Source organism: Gilliamella sp. Pra-s60 (assembly GCF_009795755.1).
In the GTDB taxonomy this organism is placed as follows: Bacteria; Pseudomonadota; Gammaproteobacteria; order Enterobacterales; family Orbaceae; genus Gilliamella.
Window position 1 is genome coordinate 21,615 of record NZ_WTFA01000004.1, and the last position, 19,630, is coordinate 41,244.

Annotated in this window: 17 protein-coding genes; 6 read left to right on the top strand and 11 right to left on the bottom strand. The window is 38.2% G+C overall.

Annotated features, from left to right (window positions below; all coding sequences use genetic code 11):
- Positions 1-32: 32 nt before the first annotated feature.
- Positions 33-698, bottom strand: a complete 666-nt coding sequence (gene rpiA, locus GQ596_RS04475; protein ID WP_160400490.1) for a ribose-5-phosphate isomerase RpiA — start codon at positions 696-698, stop codon at positions 33-35.
- A gap of 207 nt (positions 699-905) precedes the next feature.
- Here rpiA and GQ596_RS04480 point away from each other — a divergent pair, with 207 nt between their 5' ends.
- From GQ596_RS04480 to GQ596_RS04495, 4 genes are all read left to right on the top strand, one after another.
- On the top strand, positions 906-1,805 hold the full coding sequence (locus GQ596_RS04480; protein ID WP_160400491.1) for a LysR family transcriptional regulator ArgP: 900 nt from the start codon (positions 906-908) through the stop codon (positions 1,803-1,805).
- Positions 1,806-1,904: 99 nt separating this feature from the next.
- Complete coding sequence (gene hemE, locus GQ596_RS04485) at positions 1,905-2,978, top strand: uroporphyrinogen decarboxylase (protein ID WP_160400492.1); 1,074 nt, start codon at positions 1,905-1,907, stop codon at positions 2,976-2,978.
- Positions 2,971-3,564, top strand: coding sequence for a YjaG family protein (locus GQ596_RS04490; protein ID WP_160400493.1), 594 nt, complete (start codon positions 2,971-2,973; stop codon positions 3,562-3,564). The genes hemE and GQ596_RS04490 overlap by 8 nt, the downstream gene beginning before the upstream one ends.
- 182 nt (positions 3,565-3,746) lie before the next feature.
- Positions 3,747-4,019, top strand: coding sequence for an HU family DNA-binding protein (locus tag GQ596_RS04495; RefSeq protein ID WP_110434661.1), 273 nt, complete (start codon positions 3,747-3,749; stop codon positions 4,017-4,019).
- Between the two features lie 179 nt (positions 4,020-4,198).
- Here the strand turns inward: GQ596_RS04495 and ybaK are convergent, their stop codons facing one another.
- From ybaK to glyQ, 4 genes are all read right to left on the bottom strand, one after another.
- Positions 4,199-4,684 carry a Cys-tRNA(Pro) deacylase gene (ybaK, locus tag GQ596_RS04500; RefSeq protein ID WP_160400494.1) on the bottom strand — a complete coding sequence of 162 codons (486 nt, stop codon included), beginning with the start codon at positions 4,682-4,684 and terminating at the stop codon, positions 4,199-4,201.
- A 104-nt stretch (positions 4,685-4,788) separates the two neighbouring features.
- The gene (locus GQ596_RS04505; protein WP_160400495.1) at positions 4,789-5,601 is read right to left on the bottom strand and encodes a hypothetical protein; all 813 of its coding nucleotides are present in this window, start codon (positions 5,599-5,601) and stop codon (positions 4,789-4,791) included.
- A 75-nt stretch (positions 5,602-5,676) separates the two neighbouring features.
- Positions 5,677-7,749 carry a glycine--tRNA ligase subunit beta gene (gene glyS, locus GQ596_RS04510; RefSeq protein WP_160400630.1) on the bottom strand — a complete coding sequence of 691 codons (2,073 nt, stop codon included), beginning with the start codon at positions 7,747-7,749 and terminating at the stop codon, positions 5,677-5,679.
- A gap of 10 nt (positions 7,750-7,759) precedes the next feature.
- Positions 7,760-8,692 carry a glycine--tRNA ligase subunit alpha gene (gene glyQ, locus GQ596_RS04515; protein WP_160400496.1) on the bottom strand — a complete coding sequence of 311 codons (933 nt, stop codon included), beginning with the start codon at positions 8,690-8,692 and terminating at the stop codon, positions 7,760-7,762.
- A 994-nt stretch (positions 8,693-9,686) separates the two neighbouring features.
- Here glyQ and GQ596_RS04520 point away from each other — a divergent pair.
- A complete protein-coding gene (locus GQ596_RS04520) occupies positions 9,687-11,381 on the top strand; it encodes a hypothetical protein (protein ID WP_160400497.1) in 1,695 nt (564 codons plus the stop codon).
- Between the two features lie 1,242 nt (positions 11,382-12,623).
- On the opposite strand, the gene dusC is transcribed toward GQ596_RS04520, so the two are convergent.
- From dusC to GQ596_RS04550, 6 genes are all read right to left on the bottom strand, one after another.
- Positions 12,624-13,583: a tRNA dihydrouridine(16) synthase DusC gene (gene dusC / locus GQ596_RS04525; protein ID WP_160400498.1), complete on the bottom strand. Its 960-nt coding sequence runs from the start codon at positions 13,581-13,583 to the stop codon at positions 12,624-12,626.
- On the bottom strand, positions 13,580-14,353 hold the full coding sequence (locus GQ596_RS04530; RefSeq protein WP_160400499.1) for a molybdopterin-synthase adenylyltransferase MoeB: 774 nt from the start codon (positions 14,351-14,353) through the stop codon (positions 13,580-13,582). The genes dusC and GQ596_RS04530 overlap by 4 nt, the downstream gene beginning before the upstream one ends.
- A 73-nt stretch (positions 14,354-14,426) precedes the next feature.
- Positions 14,427-15,746 (bottom strand): amidohydrolase, encoded by a 1,320-nt coding sequence (locus GQ596_RS04535; RefSeq protein WP_160400500.1) that lies wholly within the window; start codon positions 15,744-15,746, stop codon positions 14,427-14,429.
- Positions 15,747-15,764: 18 nt separating this feature from the next.
- Positions 15,765-16,214 (bottom strand): hypothetical protein, encoded by a 450-nt coding sequence (locus GQ596_RS04540; protein ID WP_065626618.1) that lies wholly within the window; start codon positions 16,212-16,214, stop codon positions 15,765-15,767.
- Positions 16,214-17,002 (bottom strand): DUF3100 domain-containing protein, encoded by a 789-nt coding sequence (locus GQ596_RS04545; RefSeq protein ID WP_160400501.1) that lies wholly within the window; start codon positions 17,000-17,002, stop codon positions 16,214-16,216. Before GQ596_RS04545 ends, GQ596_RS04540 begins: the two co-directional genes overlap by 1 nt.
- Positions 17,003-17,031: 29 nt before the next feature.
- Positions 17,032-17,577: a cysteine hydrolase family protein gene (locus GQ596_RS04550; protein ID WP_160400502.1), complete on the bottom strand. Its 546-nt coding sequence runs from the start codon at positions 17,575-17,577 to the stop codon at positions 17,032-17,034.
- 287 nt (positions 17,578-17,864) lie between these two features.
- Here GQ596_RS04550 and aspS point away from each other — a divergent pair, with 287 nt between their 5' ends.
- Entirely contained in the window at positions 17,865-19,625 is a 1,761-nt protein-coding gene (gene aspS / locus GQ596_RS04555; RefSeq protein ID WP_160400503.1) for an aspartate--tRNA ligase, read from the top strand.
- Positions 19,626-19,630 lie beyond the last annotated feature (5 nt).

The window sequence follows — 19,630 nt, forward strand, 5'->3', positions numbered from 1 at the left end:
AATTACTTGTTATACAACATGACAAGTTGATTCTAATGATCTATTTTTAGCTCTTTTACACCAGTGCTACAGCCAACTAGTGCAATATCAGCCCCTTTATTAGCAAATAAGCCAACAGTGACCACACCAGCAATACTATTAATTCGATTTTCTAATTCCATTGGCTTTGAAATAACCAGATCATGAACATCCAAAATCACATTACCATTATCAGTAACGACGCCTTGACGATATATTGGTTTACCTCCCAATTTAAATAATTCGCGAGCAACATAAGATCGCGCCATTGGGATTACTTCAACAGGCAATGGAAATGAGCCTAAAACATCAACCACTTTTGATTCATCGACAATACAAATAAATTGCTTAGCAATAGCAGAAACAATTTTTTCACGCGTTAAAGCTGCACCACCACCTTTAATCATTTGTAAATGATGATTTATCTCATCTGCACCATCGACATAAACATCTAAACAATCGACCTCATTACAATCTAATACATTAATACCATAGCTTTTTAACTTTTGAGTTGATGCTTCTGAGCTTGAAACAGTACCTTTGATTTGATCTTTAATTGTTGCTAACGCATCAATAAAATGAGATGCCGTTGAACCTGTTCCCACACCGACATAAGAATCGGGTTTGATAAATTTTAATGCTGACCAACCTACGGCCTTTTTCAATTCGTCTTGAGTCATAGTATCACCCTAATTTAAGGATAATTTTCTAAAAAAATAAAATTTTGAAAGAAAAATTATTGAAGATATGGCATAGTACCCAATTAAAAAGTAAAAATCATCAGGATTTTAAGAAAATATATCAACTTTTTGATATGTGTGAAACTTATTGCGATATCAAACTAGCTTGAATATTCAAGCAATGATCAAATCATTAGTAAAGAGATTATGAAGCGTCCAGATTATAGAGCATTACAAGCGTTAGATGCAGTGATAAAAGAGCGAGGATTTGAGCGAGCAGCAGATAAACTGTGTATTACACAGCCTGCGGTATCGCAACGCATTAAGCAATTAGAAAGCTTTTTTGGTCAGCAATTGTTGGTAAGAACCATACCACCGAAAGCAACTAAGCAAGGCGAACATCTGCTAGGGTTATTGCATCAAGTTGAGTTATTAGAACAACAATGGCTGGGTGATAACGACCAAAACACCACACCATTATCATTATCTATTGCGATAAACGCTGATTCTTTAGCAACTTGGCTTTTACCTGCATTAAAACCAGTTTTAGATAAAAATATCTTACGATTTGATATACAAGTCAAAGATGAAGAACATACATTAGAACTATTGCGCTTAGGTACTGTCGTTGCGGCAATTAGCATTCAGGCCAATCCTTTACCGGGGTGTTTATCTGATTTATTAGGTGCATTAGACTACATTTTTGTTGCTTCGCCTGATTTTGCTAAAAAATACTTTCCAAATGGTGTTACTCGATCCTCATTATTAAAAGCCCCAGCGGTTGCATTTGATCATTTAGATGACATGCATCAGGCCTTTTTGCAAGAAAACTTCAACCTCACTCCTGGTAGTGTCATTTGCCATATTACCAGTTCGTCAGAAGCCTTTGTACAACTAGCTAAACAAGGTTCCGCTTGCTGTATGTTACCTAAATTACAGGTTGAACAAGAATTAAAAAGTGGCGAACTCATTAATTTAACCGAAGGGCTATATCAAAGGCGAATGCTATATTGGCACCGTTTTGCGCCAGAAAGTAGTGTGATGCAAAATATCTCTGAGACTTTGATTCAGTATGCTAAAAATACATTATCACAACCTCAAGATTAAGATCACAAGTAATAGATAAATTAGGTGATTTGTTTACTTAAACGCATACTTTTCTAAACTTTTTGACAAACCAACATCTTTATTTAAAGAGCTGAAGATATGAGCCAATTAAAAAATGATCGCTATTTACGCGCTTTGCAATGTCTACCTGTTGACTACACTCCGATCTGGATGATGCGCCAAGCTGGCCGTTATTTACCTGAATATCGTCAATTAAGAGCAAAAGCGGGCGATTTTATGACATTATGTCAAACCCCAGAACTTGCTTGTGAAGCAACTTTACAACCTATAGCGCGATATGAACTTGATGCGGCTATTATTTTTTCGGATATTTTAACTATTCCTGATGCTATGGGGCTTGGTTTACATTTTGAAGCAGGTGAAGGCCCTAAGTTTACACAATCGATCACTTGCATGTCCGATATTGAGCAATTACCGACACCTGATCCTGAGCAATCACTTCGCTATGTGATGGACGCAATTCGTTTAACCCGAAAAGAACTCAATGGCAAAGTACCATTAATTGGATTTTCAGGTAGCCCATGGACATTAGCCACCTATATGATCGAAGGGGGAAGCAGTAAAGCATTTACTAAAATAAAAAAAATGCTTTACAGTCATCCTAAAGCGTTACATCGATTACTGGAAAAGCTCGCAGACAGCGTAGCATTGTACTTAAATGCTCAAATCGAAGCTGGAGCACAATCCATTATGATTTTTGATACTTGGGGCGGCGTATTAAGCCATCAAAGTTATCAAACATTTTCACTGCATTATATGCAATTAATCTTATCAAAATTAAAACGTGGTCAAAAAACTCAAGATATCACTTCATATGTACCTGTTACGTTTTTTACAAAAGGCGGGGGATTATGGTTAGATAGCATTGTCAATACGGGTTGTGATGCAATCGGTGTTGATTGGACAGTTAATTTAAGTACCATCACACAAAAAGGGCACATTGCCGTACAAGGCAACTTAGATCCATCGGTTTTATATGCAGACAAACTAACAATAGAATCTAATGTAGAGGGCGTTCTTAATGAATTTGGTGCTTATAATGGACATATCTTTAATCTAGGTCACGGTATCCATCAAGACATTCCTGTCGAACATGTACAATATTTAATTGAAGCAGTGCATCAACAGTCAAAAAGGTTTCATCATGATTAAAAATCCCGTTCAATTAAGAATAGAAAAACTACCGCAATGGCAACAACGTTTATTTATGGCTTGTTTATGTGAACGAATGTACCCTAATTTTGTTTTTTATTACCAGCAACAACAAAATGACGAAGCGCCAAAAAGTTACAAAAAAATACTAGATTTAGTTTGGGAATCACTACTGGTTGAAGATGCCAAAATCAATTTTGATTTACAGCTTGAAAAATTAGAAGCGATTATTCCTACAGTAACTGACGACAGCCCTTACATGGTCTACCCAGCTATTGATGCCTGTCATGCGCTTAGCGAGGTTTTACACTCTTATTTAAGTGGTGAAATTGCTGAACATAGTGCCAAAGTAAGCAGCCTATCTGCCACCACAGTTGCCGAATTTGAAATGACCAAAACTAATGTTGCGCTAACGGAAGATGAACAACAAACCTTACCTAGTGTAATTGATGAATTTGATTTACAGTGGGAACTGTTTCGATTATTGCGTGATGAAAACAACGAACAGAGTGAATTAATAAAAGGTTTAAAAGATGAAATCAGGTCTGTTAGAACAAGCAATATTGGTGTTTTTTTAAGCGATTAAGTCATTTCAAGTGTAATTTTTTTAGTTTTTATTAAATTTTTCTTTAACATTAAGCAAATATAGACTACATTTAACAGCAATGTAATCTAAACATTGTTTACAGTAGCGAAGTTAGAATTTTAGATTCTTACTTCGTGTATAATGTTAACTTTAACAATAAAATAATATGTAAGGATATACCCATGAATAAAACAGAACTTGTTGACGCTATTGCTAGCAAAGCTGATATTACTAAAGTTGCCGCTAAAACAGCGTTAGAAGCTACCTTAGCTGCTATTACTGAATCATTAAAAGCTGGTGAACCAGTTCAATTAGTTGGTTTTGGTACATTCAAAGTTAATGATCGTAAAGCACGTACTGGTCGTAACCCAAAAACAGGTAAAGAAATCAAAATTGCAGCAAGCAAAGTACCTGCATTCGTATCAGGTAAAAGCTTAAAAGAAGCAATTAAATAAGTCGATTATTTTTTATCGATAATTTTATCGATAAAACATTTTAAGGGCATAAGACAACGTCTTATGCCTTTTTCATTGTACATAAATTATGTGCGCTGTAAAAATAAACATCTACCTAGTTATCATATTGATTTACTAACCCATTGGCTATATTCAAGTTTGATTACCATTAACTATTTTTAAGTTGTTATTTGAATTAATGTAGCTTGTAATATATTGGCTAAATCTTGAGGGGAAATTTCGATTTCTAAGCCTCTTTTACCGCCAGACACAAACATAGTGTTGTACTGAGTGGCACTTAAATCAATAAGTGTTGGAAGCGTTTGTTTTTGACCTAAAGGACTGATGCCTCCAACTAAATATCCCGTTACTTTTTGTGCTAAATTCGGATCTGCCAGATCGATTTTTTTACAGTTTAAGGCTTTTGCTGCTTTTTTAAGGTCTAAATGGCTATCAACGGGCAACACGCAAACACCTAGGGTTTTAGGGTTACCATTCAAACTTACAACCAACGTTTTAAAAACCTGAGCGGCAGTCACATTTAAGCTAGGATCAAGCTTATCGACAGCTTCTTGCCCATAGCGGGTTTGGTTTGGATCGTGCTTATACTGATGGATATTAAATTTGATTTTTAACTTTTTAAGTAAATTAATTGCGGGTGTCATAATTGTTATCCTAGTAGTTTTTATTGGAACAAATATAATACACAGCGAATAGATATAGCAAGTTAGTTCCCCTCACCAATCAAAATTGGTGAGGATAATAATAACTAAACGATCAAACTATTAGTTTCTTGCTGATCATCTTTTGTTGGAAGGTTTGAATTAGCAGGGTTAGTTGCTAGCGAATAAAGACGATAGAAAAAGCCTGTCAGGAAGATATCAAAAAAGAAAGAACAGAACGAAAGAATAGCTTCAAATACTATATTTTTTTCATCGCTTATTAAAGACAATTTAGCAATAATTATAAAAAATACGATATGAATTAACATGATAAAAAAAGAAGGAACCCATTGAGTTTTTGTTAACTGAAAACTTAACGAAAACGACTCAAAGAAACTTTTTTGTTTAGACTCAGCCAATGATCCCAAAAAGAAGTTAGTAAAAATGAATAAAAGTATGGAAGGAAAAATTAGCGCTAAAATAATTAATACAATAATCAAACTTTGGGGGAATATAAAACTTAAACTAATAAAGATTAACAATAAAAACAATATGATAAAAGTTAATGACAAAGTCATAATAAGATAAAAAGCGATGATTTTTAATATAACTCCTAATGCTTTAGATAGTAATAGTTTGGGGTTAAGTTTATCACTCACATAAAGATTATGAATTGTTGCAATACTAATTGACTTTAGAACGATAGATAGTGCAAGCGTCATAATTATAAGTAACACATAGCTATTGATAATTTCTGATAAATCTAATTGCTTGTATACCTCTGGTTGGTAAAGGTCGTAAGTTATAGCTGTGCTAATTAGTGTTACTAATAAACTTACAAACGTAATTGATTTAATACGATTACGAACAAAATTAAGTGTTTGCCTAAAAACTAAAGAAAAAGGGATTTTTTTTTGCATTTCTATATAAGTTCCTTATGAGTGGTAACAAATTTAGTTACCACGGTTTATAATATAAATAACAAGACTTCTAAACTAGGCTTGTAATAATGAAATATCTGCTACTTTTAAAAATAGATTTTGTAGTTTTTCTAAAAGTGCTAATCGATTCACCTTAATTTGTTCATCATCGACCATCACCATTACCGACTCAAAAAAAGCATCGACAGGAGCTTTAAGTGCAGACAGCTCAATTAACGCATCTTGATAACGTCCATGACTAAAATAAGGCGCTAGCTTATCGGCTAATACCGCGACTTGCTTAGCTAATTCACCTTCTGCACCTTCTTCTAATAAAGCGACATTGATTTTTTCAGGAATTGCGATATTTGCTTTAGATAGAATATTTGACACTCGCTTATTGGCTTCAGCCAAAGAAGCGGCTTCAGGCAGTGTTCTAAAGTGAGTAACCGCCTTAACACGTGCATCAAAATCAGCAGGCTTGGTTGGATTCAACGCTAAAACAGCCTGAATGGTATCAATGGCAAAACCTTGCTCTTGGTACCAAGCACGGAAACGACCTTGCATAAAATTAACAATATCATCAACCACATTCTTATTGGTCAACTTATCGCCATATAATGACGCCGCATAACTTGCCAGTTCAACAAGATCTAACGGTAGTGCCTTTTCAACAATAATACGCAAAACACCAATTGCGGCACGACGCAAAGCAAAAGGATCTTTATCGCCTTTAGGATGTTGACCAATACCAAAAATACCCGCTAAAGTATCGAGTTTTTCAGCGATAGACACCGCACATGATACTGCGGTACTAGGTAACTCATCACCAGCAAAACGCGGCTTATATTGTTCTTCAATTGCGATGGCAACTTCACTGCTTTCACCATCTTTTAAAGCCAAATAACGCCCCATAATACCTTGAGTTTCAGGGAACTCAAAAACGGTATTGGTTACTAAATCACATTTAGTCAACTTACCTGCTCGTTTTGCTTGCTCAACATTGGCTGCTATTTTTTCAGCAATAAAACCAGACAACGCCTCAATACGAAGAGACTTATCTTTAACCGTACCTAATTGTTGTTGGAATAAAACCGTATCAAGGCGAGGCAAACGATCTTCTAAACGTTGTTTCAAATCGGTCTTATAGAAAAACTCAGCATCAGCAAGACGAGGGCGAACCACCTTTTCATTACCTGAAATCACCACTTGCGGATCTTTCGACTCAATATTGGCAACAAAAATAAAATTAGGTAACAATTTGCCTTGATGATCATAAACAGGAAAATACTTCTGATCGCCTTTCATTGTATACACCAACGACTCAGCAGGCACAGCCAAAAAGCGTTCTTCAAATTTAGCGGTTAACACCACTGGCCACTCAACCAATGAAGATACTTCCTCAAGCAGGCTATCGGTCAAGTCGGCTTTACCATTTAATTTTGCCGCAGCATCTTCGGCTTGCTGTTTAATGATTGTCTTACGCTTATCATAATCAGCCACCACCTTACCACGTTGCTCTAAAATTTCAGGATATTGATCAGCATTATCAATCGTAAATTCTTGCTCACCCATAAAACGATGGCCACGAATAATACGGTTTGACTCAATATCTAAAATCGTACCAGCAACAAGCGCATCGCCATAAAGCATCGTTACCGTATGACAAGGACGAATAAACTCAACCTGACGTGCCGCCCAGCGCATAGGTTTTGGAATTGGCAACTTACTCAATGCAGTTTTAACCATATCACACAACAAATTAACCACAGGCTGACCTTTTTGATTTTGAGTATAAGACAGCCACTCGCCTTTATCGGTTTGTATACGCTCGGCTTGATCAACAGTAATACCACAACCCCTCGCCCAACCTTCAGCGGCTTTAGTGGCATTACCATTGGCATCGAAAGCGGCACTAACCGCAGGACCACGTTTTACAATTTGACTATCGGGCTGGGTATCGCTCAAATTTAACACCTTCAACGCTAAACGACGTGGCGAAGCATACCAAAGCACCTCGCCGTGTTCTAAATTAGCATTATCAAGCTGATCAATAAAATTAGCCGCAAAGCTTTCAGCTAAAGTGCGGAGTGATTTTGGTGGTAACTCTTCGGTACCGATTTCCACTAAAAATGTTTTTTGCATAATCTTCTCATTCCTACTTTGATGCACTGTCGTTAGCGCGTGAATTTTGACACATAGGGAACCCAAGTGCTTCACGAGATGCATAATATGCCTCGGCCACCATTTTTGTTAACGTCCTAATACGCAAAATATAACGTTGACGCTCCGTAACCGAAATCGCCTTACGAGCATCAAGCAAATTAAAACAGTGGGCGGCTTTCAAAATACGTTCATAAGCAGGTAACGGAAGTGGTTTTTCTAACTCAAGTAAAAACTTAGCTTCTTTTTCGTGTTGCTCAAAACAATAAAATAAAAACTCAACATTAGCATATTCAAAATTATACGTTGACTGCTCAACCTCGTTTTGATGGAACACATCACCATAGGTTGTCTTACCGAATGCACCATCGCTCCAGACTAAATCATAAACACTATCCACGCCTTGAATATACATAGCTAAACGCTCAAGCCCGTAAGTGATTTCGCCGGTGACAGGCTTACATTCAAGCCCACCAACTTGTTGAAAGTAAGTAAACTGGGTCACTTCCATCCCATTTAACCAAACTTCCCAACCAAGCCCCCATGCACCAAGGGTTGGGTTTTCCCAATTGTCCTCAACAAAACGGATATCGTTAACGGTAGGATCAAGCCCTAATTCTTTTAACGAACCTAAATAGAGTTCTTGGATATTATCAGGCGAAGGTTTTAAGATAACTTGAAATTGATAATAATGTTGTAACCTGTTTGGGTTTTCGCCATAACGACCATCGGTAGGGCGGCGTGATGGTTGAACATAAGCGGCATTAATCGGCTCAGGCCCTAGCGCTCGTAAACATGTCATAGGATGTGAAGTCCCCGCACCGACTTCCATATCTAAAGGCTGAATCACACTGCAACCCTGATTAGCCCAATAATCTTGTAACGTAAGAATTAACCCCTGAAAGGTTTTGACATTAAACTTTTGCATGATGTTATCTTTATGGTTGAATTGGTTTTTCGATAATTTAAACAGTGCTATATATTATACTTTTTATCAATACTTGTGAAATGTCTAATTGTTTTGAGTCTAAATATGTTGGTTGAGTTTATAGATGGATGTGTTTTTGCAAAAAAACATCAAGAAAAAACTTTAATAAAATCAATGCCTTTCCTGACCGATTTTTTAACGGAAAATCAAGCCTTTTTTGTTTTTGTGAATAGAATAAATTGGGGGCGGTGGTTTCGGACGCTTTGACCTTTGGGTGAACAAAACAGCTATCGTGCTTACGTCCGAGTCAGAGAATTAAAGTGAATTCCTTTAGCAATCCCACGCTTTGGCTACAGAATGTGGCCTACGGCTACGCTACTCGTATCATCCTGATACTCGCCTCTACGAGGCCATCTTCGCTGTGCTCAGATGTTCAAATTTGTTCCAGACAAATTTGTTCTCCGCCGTCGCTCGGTCTTAACGCACCGTTTGTGGAAGCGTTCCCGACGCACCACAAACTCGCCAAACATCCCTGTTTGGCGTGCTAACCTCGCTCTGTTGTCGGTACATTCTGACGCCGTAACAAGACAACAACATAACCTTAGGTGTTTTTTGTGCGTTGTTTTTGTGTTAAAAAGCAACGCAAAAACCCCAAAAAATCGGTCAGGAAAGGTATTGATTTTATTGAAGTTTTTTTGAGGTGGTTTTTATTAAAAAAGTGATTAAAAACCGCTACCTAAAACAGCGACTAAAAACGACCACTCAAGCACCCATAAAAAATGCCACTTTCCCCAAAAAAACAAAGCAACCCCTCCTTACGCCCTAACAAATCTTTACAATAAATTAACAAAAAAAGTGGCAGATTATTCGCCATCAAGCTATAATTTTTAGGCTTATTCAAGCAGGGAATCGCTCAAAAATAAAGCGAATGGATAGAAAAATCGAGAAAAAACAAGAAATTACTTGACAAGGAATAAAAAATGCATTACCATGGTTGGCATCTGGCATCTGGCATCTGGCCTGCCAAACCTATGCCCTAAATCTTATTGATTCGCACAGTGGTCAAAATAGAGCGCCACAGTTATTTTCATCACCGAAGTCATTTCGCGTAGCGAAATCGACGCCGTCATCGATGCCGTCATCGGCAAAATCTTCGGCAAAATTATCGCCGATATCCAAGTGGTTATTCAAACCGCCGTTACTATTTAAATCACCATTGTTATCAAAATCGGCATTATTCTTTGCGCCATTGTTGTTATTGTCATATACGCAGGATGTACAGGCGTTATCGGCACAGACATCAAGGGTAATAGAGGGTAGCGCGCCATATTTAACGTTTGATGGTGGACAGACAAAGGCAATGGATACAGATACCCTTTTGGCAATCGAGTTGCCAGATGGAAGGGTTATCACGCCATCGACCAACACATCGAGTCGGACAAATCCGATAATGTTACCGGATGGTGATTTTACTTTTGGTGATATACACACAGTGGTACCATTGTCCGTTCCATGGTCATATGAAAGGTATACAATAGGTATAAATGATTTGGTTAACCAAGGGAAGTGGGGTGATGATGATGGTGATGGACAGGGAGTTAATGGAGTAACAGCATCGGGGAGTGTATCGGTAGAGTTTGCAGAGATAACTGGTGAAAGATGGGGTTATGGATTTAGATTAACTAGATGTCGTGATGTTCCTTATACGGTAACCTTAAGTAGTACAGGGGGGAGTTTAACTACACGATATGGTTTACCGAATAGGAGTACGTTCAGTGGAGGCAGAGTGACGTATTATCTCATGCCGCCACGGCCTGAAATTTGTTCGGTCAGGCCGAATTTGTACATGGGAGGCACTGGAGCTACTAATGTTAATGGATTCAGCGACGAACCCCGCTATGCAGGTCCTGCTAGCATATGGTCTCCTACTAAGGGCTTTTTAACCGTGTTTACAAGTCCATCATCTTACGACAGGAACTTTCCAACGACTGGAGCAGATGGTTTGTATTTTGATTTGGATATAGTTGGATTAGATGCAAGTCAGTTAAGTTGGACAGTTAACACAAGTGGTAGTCTAAGCGCAACGGTGAGTTGGACAAGGCCGCGTACAGATTCACAGACAGACCAATGGGGAGCTACTGTCCAAAATGATGCTTGGATTAGGGATAAATCCAAATATGTAACACGGGTAACGTTGCATGGTCCAAGGGCAAGTAGTAGTCAAATAAGCTCTGGTAATCCAAGTCGACTTACACGTCCATCTTTGCCACAGACTTTCGAGTTGGTGGGTAGGGATAGAAGTGGTAATGAGGTTCGTTATGGATTTGTGTTAAAGCAGTGGTTCGTCAATCGGGGTAATGAAGAGGAACGTTATAATGACCAGTTAGCATGGTGTAATAGTTTGGGTTATCGGATGCCACGGGTAAGGGATTTAACCAATTCAAACTATAACAATTTAGGCGCAGCCCCTAGCTCATCTGGTAGCTATTACCAGCGTAACATAGGTGCAGGCTTTTTCACGGAGTGGGGCTTCATGTTCGGCTACGTTGATGCGGGCTTCCTCTCCAACGGCTCCTACTGGACGAGTGACGCAACAGGTAGCAAACAGTTATATGTCTACTCGAGCAACGGCACTGCCAGCAGCATCCCTGGTACCTACAGGCGTTTTGCTGTTTGCCCTACTCCTTAGCTTTTAGCGTTTAGTTCTTAATCCTTAGGGCGCGGAAGGGGGTTACGGTGCCTGAGAGGACAATATAAAAAAGAATAAAGCCCCCGCGTAAGTTGGGGCGTTTCCCTTAGGGTTGCGCCGTTGTGGCAAAGCCACAATAGCGCTGCCCCCCGCCGACGCTGAAAGCGTCGATGGCAGTTTTAGTGGATTACGATGTGGCGGTTTAAAGCGGTGGTCTATTTTAGTTTGGCAAGGTTTCGGGCGTTTAGGTTTTTGCTAAAAAAATACCAATAAAAACTTCAATAAAATCAATGCTTTTTCTGACCGATTTTTTAACGGAAAATCAAGCCTTTTTTGTTTTTGTGAATAGAATAAATTGGGGGCGGTGGTTTCGGACGTTTTGACTTTTTGCGAATAAAATAGCTATCGTGCTCACGTCCGAGCAAAGGGAATTTAAAGCGAATTCCCTTTGCAATCCCACGCTTTGGCTACAGAATGTGGCCTTCGGCTACGCTACTCGTATCATCCTGATACTCGCCTCTACGAGGCCACCTTCGCTATGCTCAGGTGTTCAAATTTGTTCCAGACAAATTTGTCCGACGCCGAAACAAGACAACAACATAACCTTAGGTCTTTTTTGTGAGTTGTTTTTGTATTAAAAAGCAATGCAAAAATCCCAAAAAAGTGGTCAGGAAAGGTATTGATTTTATTAAAGTTTTTATTTAACTCTTTTCAAGCAAAATCAACCACTTGCATAATTAGCATTAAACACCCACAACTAACAAACCCGCAAAACCAATAAAAGCACACTCAGGATAACAGCATTTAACGGCAAAAAATCAGTCAGGAAAGGTACTGATTTTATTAAAGTTTTTATAAGGCATTTTTATCAAACAAAAACAACCTCAAAAAACAGTTAAGGTTATGTTGTTGTCTTATTCCGGCGTCAGAATGTGCCGACAACAGAGCGAGGTTAGCACGCCAAACAGGACGTTTGGCGAGTTTGTGGCGCGCTTGGAGCGCTTCCACAAACGGTGCGTTAAGACCGAGCGACGGCGTCGGGTAGCCGAAGGCCACATTCTGCAGCCAAAGCGTGGGTTGTCAGGGAATTCGCTTTAATTCCCTGACTCGGACGTGGTCACTGTAGCCATTTTGTTCACCAAAGGTCAAAACGTCCGAAACCACCACACCCAATTTATTCTATTCACCAAAACAAAAAAAACTATTTTCCCACTAAAAAATCAGTCAGAAAAGGTATTGATTTTATTCAAGTTTTTTGTACGATTTTTTTGCCAAAAAATCCCTAATGTCTTGTTGTGATTTGAGTGTTCTTATATTTTGTAAGAGTTCCGACGCCTCGGCATAGTGCTGTTTTAAGTAAGCCAGCCACTGCTTAATGCGTGCGGAGTGATACAAAGGTTTAACATCATCAATCGATGAAGCTGCATAGCGGATTAATATCGCCATTACTTGTTGCCAATTTAATGCGGGTTGTTTAGTTCGAATCATGTTGGCTAAATTGGGAATGGTTAAAATGCCTCGCCCTAGCATAATGTCGTTAGTTTGGCTTTGGTTTATGCAATTTTTTGCATCTTCAATAGTAAAAATTTCGCCATTGGCAATAACGGGAATGTTTAATTGCTGTTTGATTTGGCCAATTGTTTGCCAGTCTATTTTTTCGGCTTTGTAGCCGTCTTCTTTGGTTCTGCCGTGAATCACGATTTCATTGGCGCCTGCATGTTCAATTGCGCTTGCAATGTCGTGACAATGCGCTTTGTTATTCCAGCCTAAGCGAATTTTGACCGATAATTGGTGTGATTTTCCGATTGCTTGCCTGACTTGGCTGACAATATTAAATATCTGTTCGGGATACTGTAATAAATAAGCACCACCGTGATTGCCGACCACCGTTTTGGCTGGGCAACCAAAATTGATGTCGATACCGTAAGAGCCTAATTCAATGGCTTTAATGGCGTTTTCTGCCATCCATTCGGGTGATTGTCCTAAAATTTGGACACGAACAGGTGTGCCTGATTGGGTTTTCCCATTATGGTAAAGTTCAGGGCATAGGCGGTAAAAAGTTCGATTAGATAATTTGTGATGTGTCACTCTAACAAATTCAGTCACACAATAATCAAATGAGTTAATTTCGGTTAATAGTTGCCTTACTTGATAATCAAGTACGCCTTCCATGGGCGCTAAAATAATTCGATTAATTTTCATTGAGAAACCTGATTGGTATTACCATTGCTACAAACACGGCAGTTAGGTTGTTTGGTTATTTTGATTTGGTTAAATTCCATTGTCATTGTGTCAATCATTAATAGACGTCCAATTAGGGGCTTTCCATATTGAGTGAGCACTTTTATGGCTTCTAAGGCTTGCATTGAGCCAAACATGCCAACCAGTGGCGCCATGACACCTGTTTCAACGCAAGTAAGCTGATCTTTGCCAAATAAGTGGCTTAGACAATGATAACAAGGCTCATTAGGTTGGTAAGTAAATACGCTTAGTAACCCTTCCATTCGAATAGCCGCTCCAGAAACTAGCGGTTTTTTTACTTGAAAACAGCAACGGTTAATTTGTTCTCGGGTTGCTAAGTTATCGGTACAGTCGATGATAATGTCATGCTGTTTGATAAGCGATATCAGGGCGTTGTCGTCAAGTTGTTTATTTATTGTGTCAATCACTAGGTTGGCATTGATATTGATTAAGGCTTGTTTTGCAACGTCGACTTTGTATTGGTTAATGGCATTTTCAGTATATAAAATTTGTCGATTTAAGTTAGATTTTGATATCGTGTCAAAATCTACTAACGTTAATTTGCCTACCCCCGAAGCGGCTAAATAAAGCGATGCCCCACAGCCAAGTCCACCTAAACCAATGATCAGTGCTGAACTGTTTTTTAATATTTGTTGTTTATCAATATCGAAATTACGCAATGTAATTTGTCTATCATAACGAAACAATTCTTGATCAGTGAGCTGTTGCATATGGTGTGATGAGTGTTGTGAATATAAGTCGCATTATAACAGCTTGGCACGACAATATGCCAAGCTGTTAAGATTATTTGTCAAAACCTGATAAGAATTTTAAATATTCTTCTTTGGTCATGAGTGGAGTGTAGTTTGACATCAGTGTTTGTGCTGATTGTGCGTCATCATAAAGTAAGTCGATAATTGTGCAGGCCATCATTTGTGCTGGGCGGATGTAAGCCATTTCTTCATCAAATACGGTGTAGTCTTTACCATGTAAAACACCACGAACCGAACCAATCCATGGGTGGCTAACGGGCATAATGTGCGATAAATCGCCCGTATCGGTACTGCCTGTCATGTGGGGCGCAACCCAAACATTATCAGCACCAATAAGATCTTGTGCATTGCTTTGTAAAAAGTCATTCAGTGTTGGGTTGTTTTGTAAAGGTAAATAACCCGGTAGGTCTTTAATTTCACACGTTGCCCCAACCGCCATTGCGCCTGCTTTTAGTGCTTGGTTTATTCGTTCGTTCGCGTCGATCATGGCAGGTACATTGCCTGCGCGCACATAGCTTTCCATTCTGACATCGCTTGGAATTACATTAACTAAATCACCGCCTTGGGTTATAATTGGGTGGAATCTAATGTAGTCTTTTTCTTGAAATGTTTCGCGAATGGCGTGTACGCCCATCATTCCCATCATTGCAGCATTTAAGGCGTTGACACCTGCGTGTGGTGCAGCCGCCGCGTGTGATGCTTCGCCTTTGTATTTAATTAATTTACCGATAAAACCATTGCTGGTTGTTGATATTTCAATAAAGCCATTTTGGCGGTCATTAGGAACACTGGTTAAATGTATTTGTAGTGCCATATCAACATCATCAAATTCACCGCGCGAAATCAATTCTGGCTTGCCACCAATATAGTTGATTTTGCCTTCTTCGATTAGGCGATTACGATAAGTGATTTCAACATATTCTTCTGCAGGTACCGCAAATGGCACAACATCGCCCGCTAAAAATTGCATCGCTCCTGAGTCAATTAGCCCCATTGTTACTGCCATCATGTTGGCAATTTGTGCGTTGTGACCACAACAGTGCGCAGCGCCCGATGTTTCGTCAGCAGCAGGGTGATCGGCACAAATAATGGCATCAAGTTCGCCGATAACAGCAATACTGTATTTACTGCCTTTTCCCCCTTTTAAGCGACCTTTAACCCCTGTTAATGCTAATTTGTTTTTAAAGGGAACACCCAGTTTTTCAAACGTTTCTTCGACTTTTTTGGCTGTTTTGTGTTCTTTATAACCCAGTTCAGGTTCTGCCCAAATTGATTCGGCAATTGCTTTGATATCGGCTTTGCGGTTTGCAATGGCGTTACAAACCTTTTTTTTAAGTTCTTCTTTTGTCATGATAAATCCTAATCTGAATTAGATCACACCTTCCCAATGCAAGGTGATTTGTGCAATGATTGCGGCAAAAATAAAAGTGCCTGAAAATACGGCTAATGATACAGGAATGATTCGCCATGAGATGTTTTTAAATAGTGCTAAATCTTTACCAATAGCTAGTCCTGCATAAGCTAGCACTGGAGTACAAACCGCCAATAAAGACACTTGATCAGTAATTGAAACAACTTGTTCATGATAAGGAAATATTGGCGATGAAGCCACTGCGGCTACGACTGATACCCATAAAATAACTGGAAATTTGTTTAATAATGGAACTTTGCCAACAAAATATCCGACTATTGATATCGCAACTAAGATTGATAATGCTTGTAATGACAGCATAAAATCAACTTTGTAACCTACAGTATTGCCAGCAGCCATAATAATGGCAACTAAGATCAGTAAAAATATTGTTTCTAACGTTTTCATTATAACGCTCCTTTTTTGTTACGTCGTAAGCGGGCAAATAGGTTATATAAGAAAGAGGCGAAAGGTAACGAAAATAGTGTATAAATATAAATGCCAACAATACTTGACATTAAGTTTGCGGTTGTTGCATAGGCTTTGATTTCACTAGCTATTTCTGGATAAAGGTCACTGATTGGTGCGAGTGATGCGGCCATCATACTGCCACTTCCAACTCCTGCACCCATAGCCAACGCATAAGGATGGAGGATATCTAATTTTGCCATTACACTAGCAAGTATGCTCATCCAAATAGCACCATAAAGTGTGCCACAAACATACATCGCCATAACGCCTCGGCCTTCTGCTGAATCTAATCCATATTTGTCGGCAACAATGGCGATATTGGGTTCACGCGCGACAGAATAAGTTGCACCCACTGCTTCGCGTTTCATGCCTAGTAGCATGGCTAGTGGTAAACCTAATAAAATCGTACCCGCAAAATGACCTAGTTCTTGAAAAATTAGTGCTAATTTTGCGTCTTTTAAAATCATGTCAATTTTAGGACCAACAGCAACCCCAAGTTTTGCGATAAGTAACATTAATGTCACTATCATGATGGCGCTGGCATTATTCATATTTTTTAGTTTTAATATTTTTAGTTTGGGAAGGCTAATTATTCCGCCAATAATCATGGCATATAACATTGGGTACACGGCAATAGTCCAGATAGATTGCCTACCGATGAACTCACATATTAAAACAACGACTAATGCTAGTAAATGTACTTTATAGTCTCGTAAAACATCCATTCTTACTCCTTAATTTATTTTTAAAATTTTTAAATTATTGTTGCCCCTAAGGTATTTTTAAAATGATTTAATGCCCATTGATGGCCGATTGGATCAAAACTAGCAACAGCATTTTGATGAATGAATATTTTATATCCTAAATTATAGGCATCTACCGCTGTATGCAATATGCAAATATCAGTACACACACCCGTTAAATGGACGTGTTTGATGTCTCTTTCACGTAGCCGCAAATCAAGGTCTGTTCCACAAAATGCTGAGTAGTGGCGTTTATTGATCCAATAAACATGATCAGTATCTTTATATTGTTGATAAAGTTTATTTAAACGACCAAATAGTTGTTGTCCTAAAGTGCCGATAATATTATGAGGAGGAAAGAGCGAATCTTCAGGATGAAATTTATCAGAAGGATCATGGGCATCGATAGCAAAAACGACAAAATCATCATTTTTTATAAATGATTCTGTTATGTTTAACATTTCTGTTTCAATTTTTTGACCAACCAGACCTGTTGTTAACGTTCCGTTATCAGCAACAAAATCATTCGTATAATCAATTGAAATTAAAGCCTTCATATCAAATATGATTAATTTATTAAATAATGTTAAAGCTTATTAATAAATACTTGATATGACAAGTTATTTTCAATGAGTAATTTGATTCTATGTTTTTATATAATTGAGGTGTAATTAGTATCTTTTTGAATTTAATCTATTTTATAAAAACTTTCATAAAGTAAATTTATTTTCAAAAACTAACTATAAATAAATTAAATGATAATTATTTTAAATCATGGTCTTTATACCCTGATAAATTGCTCTATAATAATTATCATTTTGTTAATAGTTTACAGGATATTTTAATGAGAACAATTTATTGCGGACAACTCAATGCAAGTCATATTAATCAAGAAGTTAATCTATGTGGCTGGGTTAATAAACGTCGAGACTTAGGTGGTATGATTTTTATTGATATGCGTGATCGTGAAGGTATTGTACAAGTTTTTTTCGATCCTGATTATCAACAAGCATATCAACTTGCTGGTGAACTTCGTAATGAATTTTGTATCCAAATTAAAGGTAAAGTAAGAGCCCGTCCCGAAGGTCAAATCAATAAAGATATGGCCACAGGCGAGGTTGAAGTGTTGGCGACAGAATTAACGATATTTAATCGTAGCGATGTTTTACCACTTGATTTCAATCAAAACAATAGCGAAGAACAGCGTCTAAAATATCGTTATATCGATTTACGTCGCCCTGAGATGTCAGCTATTTTTAAAACTCGAGCTAAAATTACTGCATTTGTGCGTTCGTTTATGAACGAACATGGCTTTTTAGATATTGAAACCCCTATGTTAACCAAAGCAACGCCTGAAGGCGCTCGAGATTACTTAGTTCCAAGCCGAATTCACAAGGGCGAGTTTTATGCCCTTCCACAATCACCACAGTTATTTAAGCAATTGTTAATGATGTCAGGTTTTGACCGTTATTATCAAATTGTGAAATGTTTTCGTGATGAAGATTTGCGAGCCGATCGTCAACCTGAATTTACTCAAATTGATGTCGAAACGTCATTTATGACAGCCGAGCAAGTGCGCGAGGTTATGGAACAGATGATTCGTGAACTTTGGTTACATGTTAAAAATGTGGATTTAGGTAAGTTTCCTATTATGACTTTTGCCGAAGCGATGCGTCGTTATGGTAGTGATAAACCAGATTTGCGTAATCCGCTCGAAATTATTGATGTAGCTGATTTAGTTAAAGATGTTGATTTTAAAGTGTTTTCAACACCAGCAAATGATCCGAAAGGACGTGTAGCATTACTTTGCGTTCCAAATGGTGCTCAATTAACGCGTAAACAGTTGGATGAATATACGCAGTTTATTTCCGTGTATGGTGCTAAAGGTATGGCATGGATTAAAGTAAACGAACGTAGTAAAGGGTTAGAGGGTGTTCAAAGTCCTGTTGCAAAATTCTTTAATGAGTCGCAAATGGAAGCGTTGCTTGATCGTGCTAATGCAAAAGATGGCGATATTTTATTATTTGGCGCAGATAGCTATAAAGTTGTTAGTGATGCGTTAGGTGCATTACGTTTAAAAGTTGGTAAAGATTTAGGCTTAACTGACGAAAGTAAATGGGCAGTACTTTGGGTTGTCGATTTCCCTATGTTTGAAGAAACTGACGAAGGGCTAAGTGCTATGCACCATCCATTTACTTCGCCAAAAGACTTTACGCCAGAAGAGCTTATCAATAATCCTGAAAATGCAGTTGCAAATGCCTATGATATGGTGATTAATGGTTATGAAGTTGGTGGTGGTTCTGTCCGTATTCACCGTAGCGAAATGCAACAAGCTGTCTTTTCTATTTTAGGGATTAATGAACACGAACAACGTGAAAAGTTTGGTTTTTTACTTGATGCATTAAAATATGGTACGCCACCACATGCAGGACTGGCATTCGGTTTAGATAGATTAACAATGCTGTTAACCGGTACTGATAATATTCGTGATGTGATTGCATTTCCGAAAACAACAGCCGCAACGTGTTTACTTACTGATGCACCAAGTCCAGCCAATGTCGCTGCATTAACTGAACTTGGTATTGAAGTGAGTAAAAAGCAGTAATATTT

Excerpts from the sequence above, each read along its gene's own strand:
- rpiA (WP_160400490.1), bottom strand. The coding sequence starts at position 698 with ATGACTCAAGACGAATTGAAAAAGGCCGTAGGTTGGTCAGCATTAAAA.
- GQ596_RS04545 (WP_160400501.1), bottom strand. The coding sequence starts at position 17,002 with ATGGATGTTTTACGAGACTATAAAGTACATTTACTAGCATTAGTCGTT.
- GQ596_RS04495 (WP_110434661.1), top strand. The coding sequence starts at position 3,747 with ATGAATAAAACAGAACTTGTTGACGCTATTGCTAGCAAAGCTGATATT.
- GQ596_RS04490 (WP_160400493.1), top strand. The coding sequence starts at position 2,971 with ATGATTAAAAATCCCGTTCAATTAAGAATAGAAAAACTACCGCAATGG.
- GQ596_RS04505 (WP_160400495.1), bottom strand. The coding sequence starts at position 5,601 with ATGCAAAAAAAAATCCCTTTTTCTTTAGTTTTTAGGCAAACACTTAAT.
- dusC (WP_160400498.1), bottom strand. The coding sequence starts at position 13,583 with ATGAAAATTAATCGAATTATTTTAGCGCCCATGGAAGGCGTACTTGAT.
- hemE (WP_160400492.1), top strand. The coding sequence starts at position 1,905 with ATGAGCCAATTAAAAAATGATCGCTATTTACGCGCTTTGCAATGTCTA.
- GQ596_RS04540 (WP_065626618.1), bottom strand. The coding sequence starts at position 16,214 with ATGAAAACGTTAGAAACAATATTTTTACTGATCTTAGTTGCCATTATT.
- glyQ (WP_160400496.1), bottom strand. The coding sequence starts at position 8,692 with ATGCAAAAGTTTAATGTCAAAACCTTTCAGGGGTTAATTCTTACGTTA.
- ybaK (WP_160400494.1), bottom strand. The coding sequence starts at position 4,684 with ATGACACCCGCAATTAATTTACTTAAAAAGTTAAAAATCAAATTTAAT.
- GQ596_RS04550 (WP_160400502.1), bottom strand. The coding sequence starts at position 17,577 with ATGAAGGCTTTAATTTCAATTGATTATACGAATGATTTTGTTGCTGAT.
- GQ596_RS04530 (WP_160400499.1), bottom strand. The coding sequence starts at position 14,353 with ATGCAACAGCTCACTGATCAAGAATTGTTTCGTTATGATAGACAAATT.
- GQ596_RS04480 (WP_160400491.1), top strand. The coding sequence starts at position 906 with ATGAAGCGTCCAGATTATAGAGCATTACAAGCGTTAGATGCAGTGATA.
- GQ596_RS04535 (WP_160400500.1), bottom strand. The coding sequence starts at position 15,746 with ATGACAAAAGAAGAACTTAAAAAAAAGGTTTGTAACGCCATTGCAAAC.
- aspS (WP_160400503.1), top strand. The coding sequence starts at position 17,865 with ATGAGAACAATTTATTGCGGACAACTCAATGCAAGTCATATTAATCAA.